General features: G+C 64.0%; 5 protein-coding genes. 4 read left to right on the forward strand and 1 reads right to left on the reverse strand.

The features are described from left to right. The first annotated feature begins 3 nt into the window (after nt 1–3). Together E0E39_RS07065 and E0E39_RS07070 are read left to right on the forward strand one after the other, a co-directional pair. Nucleotides 4–576 (forward strand): DUF3000 domain-containing protein, encoded by a 573-nt coding sequence (locus tag E0E39_RS07065; protein WP_245988228.1) that lies wholly within the window; start codon nt 4–6, stop codon nt 574–576. After that, nucleotides 573–1,784: an HRDC domain-containing protein gene (locus E0E39_RS07070; RefSeq protein ID WP_130874104.1), complete on the forward strand. Its 1,212-nt coding sequence runs from the start codon at nt 573–575 to the stop codon at nt 1,782–1,784. Before E0E39_RS07065 ends, E0E39_RS07070 begins: the two co-directional genes overlap by 4 nt. Before the next feature lie 45 nt (nt 1,785–1,829). Here E0E39_RS07070 and dxs read toward each other — a convergent pair whose 3' ends face one another. Beyond that, a complete protein-coding gene (gene dxs, locus E0E39_RS07075; protein WP_130874105.1) occupies nt 1,830–3,731 on the reverse strand; it encodes a 1-deoxy-D-xylulose-5-phosphate synthase in 1,902 nt (633 codons plus the stop codon). Nucleotides 3,732–4,168: 437 nt separating this feature from the next. Between dxs and E0E39_RS07080 the strand changes: the two genes are divergently transcribed. Both E0E39_RS07080 and E0E39_RS07085 read left to right on the forward strand, forming a co-directional pair. Continuing rightward, the gene (locus E0E39_RS07080; protein ID WP_130874106.1) at nt 4,169–4,525 is read left to right on the forward strand and encodes a hypothetical protein; all 357 of its coding nucleotides are present in this window, start codon (nt 4,169–4,171) and stop codon (nt 4,523–4,525) included. A 472-nt stretch (nt 4,526–4,997) separates the two neighbouring features. After that, on the forward strand, nt 4,998–6,494 hold the full coding sequence (locus E0E39_RS07085) for an IS1634 family transposase (RefSeq protein ID WP_425470697.1): 1,497 nt from the start codon (nt 4,998–5,000) through the stop codon (nt 6,492–6,494). The last annotated feature ends 18 nt before the right edge of the window (nt 6,495–6,512 follow it).

The raw sequence follows: 6,512 nt of genomic DNA on the forward strand, positions 1-6,512 counted from the left end.
TCCGTGACCCTAGCTCCGCCCACCATGGCCGACCCCGAGTTCCAGCATGCCCTGGAAGAATTTGCCAGCATGCAGTGGCGTTCCGGGATCAGGGCTGAGGAGATCGGGTCCCCCCAACGGATCGCACCGTTCTCCGTGGCCATGGCGCTGGACTTCGTGGAGGACGACGAGGAGCTGGGCACCGGACGATTGATACTGCTGCACGATCCAGCCGGCAACGAGAACTGGGAGGGACGTTTCCGTTTGGTCTCCTACGTGCGGGCCGAGGTCGACCAGGAAATGGTCACCGATCCCCTGCTGCCCGAAGCCGCGTGGTCATGGTTGGCCGAGGCTCTTTCCAAGCACAGGGCTGTCCACCGCGCCCTGGCAGGAACCGTGACCGCATCCTATGGCCGTGGTTTCGGGGAACTCGCAACGCACCAGGCCGAAGTGGAGGTCCGGGCTTCCTGGACTCCGGTCCTGGACAATCATCACAAGATGACCGTTCACCTCAAGGCCTGGCAGGATCTTCTCGGACACATCTCAGGACGCCCCCCGCTGCCCCGCGGCGTGGTGCAGTTCCCGGGGCGCTCATGAGCCAGTTCGTCGAGCATCCACGGGAACCACTGCGTCCCTTGGTGGACACCCCCGAGGCCTTCGACGCCTGCTTGGACTCCTTGACCGCCGGTAGCGGTCCCGTTGCGTTCGACGCAGAACGCGCCCACGGTCACCGATACTGGCCCAAGGCCTACCTTTTCCAGATTCGACGTGAAGGATCCGGTACTTGGTTGGTGGATCCCATCGCCCTCGAGCAGAACGGGAGCACGAAACTCAGCAGGCTCGTTGATGCCTGCGCCGGAGCCCCGTGGATCATTCACGCGGCTTCGCAGGACCTTCCCTGCATGGTGGATGTCGGCATCCACCCCCCCGCGTTGTTCGACACCGAGCTGGCGGGACGTCTTCTCGGAGCTCCGGCTGTCGGCCTGGCCGCTCTCCTCGACGCAAAACTGAACATCCGGCTACGCAAGGCACATTCTGCGGACAACTGGGCCATCCGCCCATTGCCGACGTCCTGGCTGATCTACGCAGCACTGGATGTCGACTATCTGATCGAACTGGCTGGTGTCCTACGCACGGAGCTCGTCGCCGGGAAGCGCATCGCCTGGGCCGAGGAGGAGTTCGCTCACATTCTGCGAAGCTTCTCCACGCCACCCACGCCGAGGAAGGAGCCGTGGCGCCGGTTGTCGGGCATCCAAGGTCTGAAGCACCCGAAACAGCTGGCCGTGGCACGAGCGCTCTGGCAGGAACGCGATCTCGTGGCACGGAACCGGGACCGCCCGCCTTCCTGGATCCTCACCGATGCAGCAATCGTCGAGTTCGCCTCTGGGCTGACCCCGGAAAGCCCGCTCCCGGATGCTCCCTCGCTTTTCAGGATCCCTGGATTCAACACTCGCAGCGCCGGGCGGTACCGAGCCAACTGGGCCCGTGCTCTTCATTCGGTGTCGCAGCTGTCTCCCTCTGACTACCCATCGCGCCGCCCGGAATCAAACAGCATTCCGCAGCCACGTTCGTGGGAACGCAACAGCCCAGAACGCTGGGAGTTCTGGAAGAAGCTCCGGGCAGATGTCGACGGCTTGGCGGGCGAACTCGGCATTCAGCCCAGCCTCATAGCTCCTTCCGCAACCCTCCAGGCCTTCGTTCACGCCTGGCAGAATGGCAGGGATCCCCGCGCCGTGCTCCTCGAGGTCGGCTCCCGGAACTGGCAGATCGACCTGCTTCTCCCGTTGCTCACCCACCACCTTTGAAACTCGCTCCCCCGACCGGCCCGTTCCCCAGCCGAACACGACGGCTCAGACCGGCTGGGTGGTTTCTACTCGTCCCCGAAGCATCGCCTCCAGCACTTGACGAGCAATGTCACGCGCCGTCAACCCAAGACCATCCAGGACCTCCTCGCGGGTTCCCTGGGCGAGGAACCCGCGACTGATGCCGAAAATGAGGACTTGAGGCCCGGTCCCAGCGATCCGGGCAAGCAGTTTTTCCCCCAGACCGCCGGTGACCAGATTGTCCTCAATGCTCACAACGATCTCGTGTTCCTGGGCCAGACGAATCAGCACGGGACTGAGCGGAATGCACCAAGCAGGGTCCGCCACCGTACACGGCACACCTTCCGCGGCGAGTTTTTCCGCCACGCCGAGTCCGATTCCTGCGTACTGGCCGTACCCCACGATCAGGATGCTGGCATCGGTGTCCACGCGAAGCAGATCAACCTGATCACGCCCCTTGCCCCGGCTGGTGACCGCGGGCATTTCGTCCGGAAGACGTTCTTTCGAGTAGCGCAGCACCGTCGGAGCGTCCCGGACCGTGACCGCCCGTTCCAGTGCGGCGACCAGCCGAGGCTGGTCCCTCGGTGCCGAGACCTCGATTCCGGGCACCAGTCCCAGCATCGACAGATCCCACACGCCGTTGTGGCTGGGCCCGTCGCTCCCGGTCACCCCGGCCCTGTCCAGGGCAAAGGTGACGCCCTCGCCGTGAAGAGCCACATCCATCAGAATCTGGTCGAAGGCCCGGTTCAAGAAGGTGGAGTACACAGCGACGATGGGATGCAGTCCGGCCCGGGCCAGCCCGGCAGCCGAGACGACGGCGTGTTGCTCGGCGATGCCGACATCGAAGACCCGATCCGGAAAAGCAGCGGCAAACCTGTTGAGACCCGTCGGATGAAGCATGGCGGCCGTGATCGCCACGATGTCGGTTCTACGCTCCCCGATTCGAACCATGGCATCACCGAATGCATCGGTCCAAGTGGCCTGAACAGCGTCGCTGAGAGGCTGCCCGGTGACCTCGTCGATCCTTCCGATGGCGTGGAACTGATCCTTCTCATACTCCTCGGCGGCCTTGAAGCCCTTGCCCTTGCGGGTGATGGCGTGAACCAGAACGGGACCCTCGAACTGTCGCGCCTGCTCGAGATGCCCGATGACCGCACGAATGTCGTGACCGTCTATGGGTCCCGTGTACTTCAGGCCGAGATCGGAGAACATTCCTTGCGGTGCGAGGACGTCCTTGACCCCGGTTTTGAAACCGTGCAGCAAGTCGTAAACGGGACGTCCCAGAACCGGGGTCCGGTGAAGTCGGTTCTTGATGAAACTCAGCGCCCGTTCATATCGCCGGTCAGTGCGCAGTCCGGCCAGGTGCTTGGCGAGTCCGCCGACCGTCGGGGTGTAGGAACGGCCGTTGTCATTGACAACGATCACGATTCTCAGGTCGGGTTGGGTGGCTATGTTGTTGAGCGCCTCCCAGGCCATTCCTCCCGTCAACGCGCCGTCCCCGACCACCACGACCACGGTGCGTTCCTCCCCGCGCAGGCGAAACCCCTTGGCAAGTCCCTCGGCCCAGGACAGGGCCGTCGAGGCGTGGGAGTTCTCGACCCAGTCGTGCTCGGACTCGGATCGGGACGGATAACCGGACAGGCCTCCTCGCTGCCTGAGGTGCTCGAATCCCTCGGCCCGGCCGGTCAGGATCTTGTGAACGTAGGATTGGTGCCCGGTGTCGAAGATGATCGGGTCGTGAGGCGAGTTGAACACCCGGTGAATGCCCAGAGTCAGTTCGACGACTCCGAGGTTCGGTCCGAGGTGGCCGCCCGTGCGACTGACCCGGTTGATCAGGAACCCACGGATCTCAGCAGCGAGGCTTGTCAGCTGGCGTCGCGAGAGCGTTCGCAGGTCACGCGGACCACCAATCTTGGTGAGCAGGGACATGGCGGACAGTTTAGAGGCTCTTCAGGAAACCGACACCTTGTAGCGTTACCGCGCCGGGACGTGTGTTCGCTCTTCTCCGGCAGCCGGGCCCTCGGAAGTAGGAGACGATACGCTTTTCAACCATGAACGAGGTGCTCCGGGCCGTGCCCCGCGTCAATGTCTGGGTGACCTGCCCCGAGTGCCGCGGACCGGCCCTCGTGCTGCGAAACCGTGTCGTGTGCACCGGTTGCTCCTGGACACGTGAGGGAGCAAAACCGGGTCATTGGTGCGCCTGCTGCAGGAAATGGGAGGCGGACCGGCCTGTGGTCGTGAAACCGGCCCGGACCGTGCTGTGGCTCCGTTGTGGCGTCTGCGGAGCCCGGAAGGAAGAGGTTCGTTCCCCTGCAGTCCGGCCGGGGCGCGGGGTTCCGCTGCCGGCCTGTTCCTGCGGTTCGCCGATGCTCCTGAACGCACACTGGTTCCTGGGAGTCGATTCTCCTGCGGTTCGCGATGGCTTCGACGCCCTGTACGGCCTGCCATTCCATCTCTCGGTTCCCTGCGCGGGACACAACCTGTGGGTGGCGAATCTGGAACACCTCGACCACGTGGAGAGTTTCGTCGCAGCCACGCACCGCCCGCGCCTCGACCTCACCGACGAGTCCACCAGGTACTGGGAGCTCTGCCACCACCTGCCCGCCTGGATCATCCGGGCGAAGAACCGGACCAAGGTACTCGCGGGGCTGAAAAAGCTGCGACGCATGGCGGCGGCCCTTCCCGGAGGTGCCGGGCGGGTTTCCCGCGCCAAGAAGCCCTGAGACCCTGTCCGGCGAACACATCCCCGACGGAAACCCCGGGCCGCACTCCCGGACGGCATTCGGACGATCTTCCCCACAGGCACCGGCCCTGTCCGGCAGCGCGGGGGATCCTCGCGATTTCCACAGCGGGATGCTGGCTCCCCGGGAAACCGGGACACGGATCCTTGAGGCTTATTCACAGCCATCCTAAAGCGCACCCTGACTAGGGGTTTCGCTGGTCGATACGTCGCCTGTGAACAAGCCCCTTGGGCCGATTCCCCACATGGGAAGGCGAGTGGGGCGCGGGTTGCCCCGCGCCCCACTCTTCTGGTTTTCAGGAACGATTTTGCCCGTCAGGATGCAGCATCAGAACCCGACCTGACTTGGCTCATGTTTGGTGTTTTTGGGGTTGGAGGGGGTGTTGGCTAGGGGTTTTGGTTGGTGTGGTGTGCACTAATCGGGGGTGTTCTAGCCTGTTGGGGTGAGTCCGTATGTGAGGACGGTGAAGACCGCGTCGGGGGCGACGGCGGTTCAGGTGGTGTGGTCGTCGTCTCGTGGATCGCGGTCGATGGATCACATCGGGTCGGCACACACGCCGGAGGATGTTGAGGTGTTGAAAGCGGTGGCGCGGCAGCGCATGATCGCCGCTGGTCAGGACGAACTCGATTTCGGGGACGGGCAGCCACGACGGCGGGCGCTACCGATCCGGCGGTCGCGGGCAGAGCACTTGTGGAATGCCTTGTCGGTCGGGTTTGAACGACTCGGGTTCGATACCGCCAGTGGTGGTGACGAGGTTTTCAAGCAGTTGGTGCTGGGCCGGTTGATCGAGCCGGCCAGCAAGTTGGAGACCTTGCGGGTGCTCGAAGAGATCGGGGTTCGGCCTTGCGGCTACGCGACGGTGAAGCGTCGGCTCGCCGTGTATGCCGAGCCGGCGTGGCGGCAGCAGATAGCGTCCGCGTGCGCTTGTCACGTCGGGTTGGGGCCTGCCACTTTGGTGTTGTACGACGTGAGCACGCTCTACTTTGAGACTGATGTTGGGGACGGGTTCCGGGAACCCGGATACAGCAAGGAACGCCGCTTGGAACCCCAGATCACCATCGGGTTGTTGACCGACGCGCGGGGGTTCCCGTTGATGGTGGAGGCGTTCGAGGGTAACCGTGCGGAGACGACCACGATCATCCCGTCGCTCCAGGCGTTCCAGGCCGCTCACGCCCTGCCGGAGGTGACGGTGGTGGCTGATGCGGGCATGTTGTCTGACGGGAACCTGCGGGCGTTGTCCGGGGCGGGGTTGCGGTTCATCGTGGGCCAGAAGATCCCCGAGGTCCCCTACATCGTGCGGGAGTGGCTGAAGACCCATTCCGGTCAGCAGCCCCCTGACGGGCTGACCCTGACTCAACCCTGGTCGAGGGGCCCGGCCGGGGCAGCAGTGACAGAGACGATCTACTACCAGTACCGGGCCGACCGAGCACGCCGTACCCTACGCGGTATCAGCGAGCAGGTCAGCAAGGCCGAACGCGTGGTCGCAGGGAAGATCCCGGTGAAACGGAACCGGTTCATCACCCTCACCGGCGCACAGAAATCGGTGAACCGGGACTTGGAGGCCAAAGCCAAAGCGCTGGCTGGCTGGAAGGGATACATCACGAACCTGGCTGACCCGAGGCCGGAGTACGTGATCGGCGCCTACCACCAGTTGTGGCAGATCGAGAAGTCGTTCCGGATGAGCAAATCCGATCTGAAAGCCCGCCCGATCCACCACCACTTGAAAGACTCGATCGAGGCCCACCTCACCATCGTGTTCGCCGCCCTCGCCGTCGCTCGCTGGTTGGAGGCCACCACCAAAGTCAGCTTGAAGACCCTGGTCAAAACACTACGCCGCTACCGAACCATCGACATCCAAGCCGGCGACGCCATCGTCACCGCTGAAGACCCCATCCCCAACAACATCCAAACCTGGCTCGACGCCATCCACAACACCCGGGAACGACACTAAATGAGCCAAGTCAGGTCG

The organism is [Pseudopropionibacterium] massiliense (assembly GCF_900607225.1).
Lineage (GTDB): Bacteria > Actinomycetota > Actinomycetes > Propionibacteriales > Propionibacteriaceae > Arachnia > Arachnia massiliensis.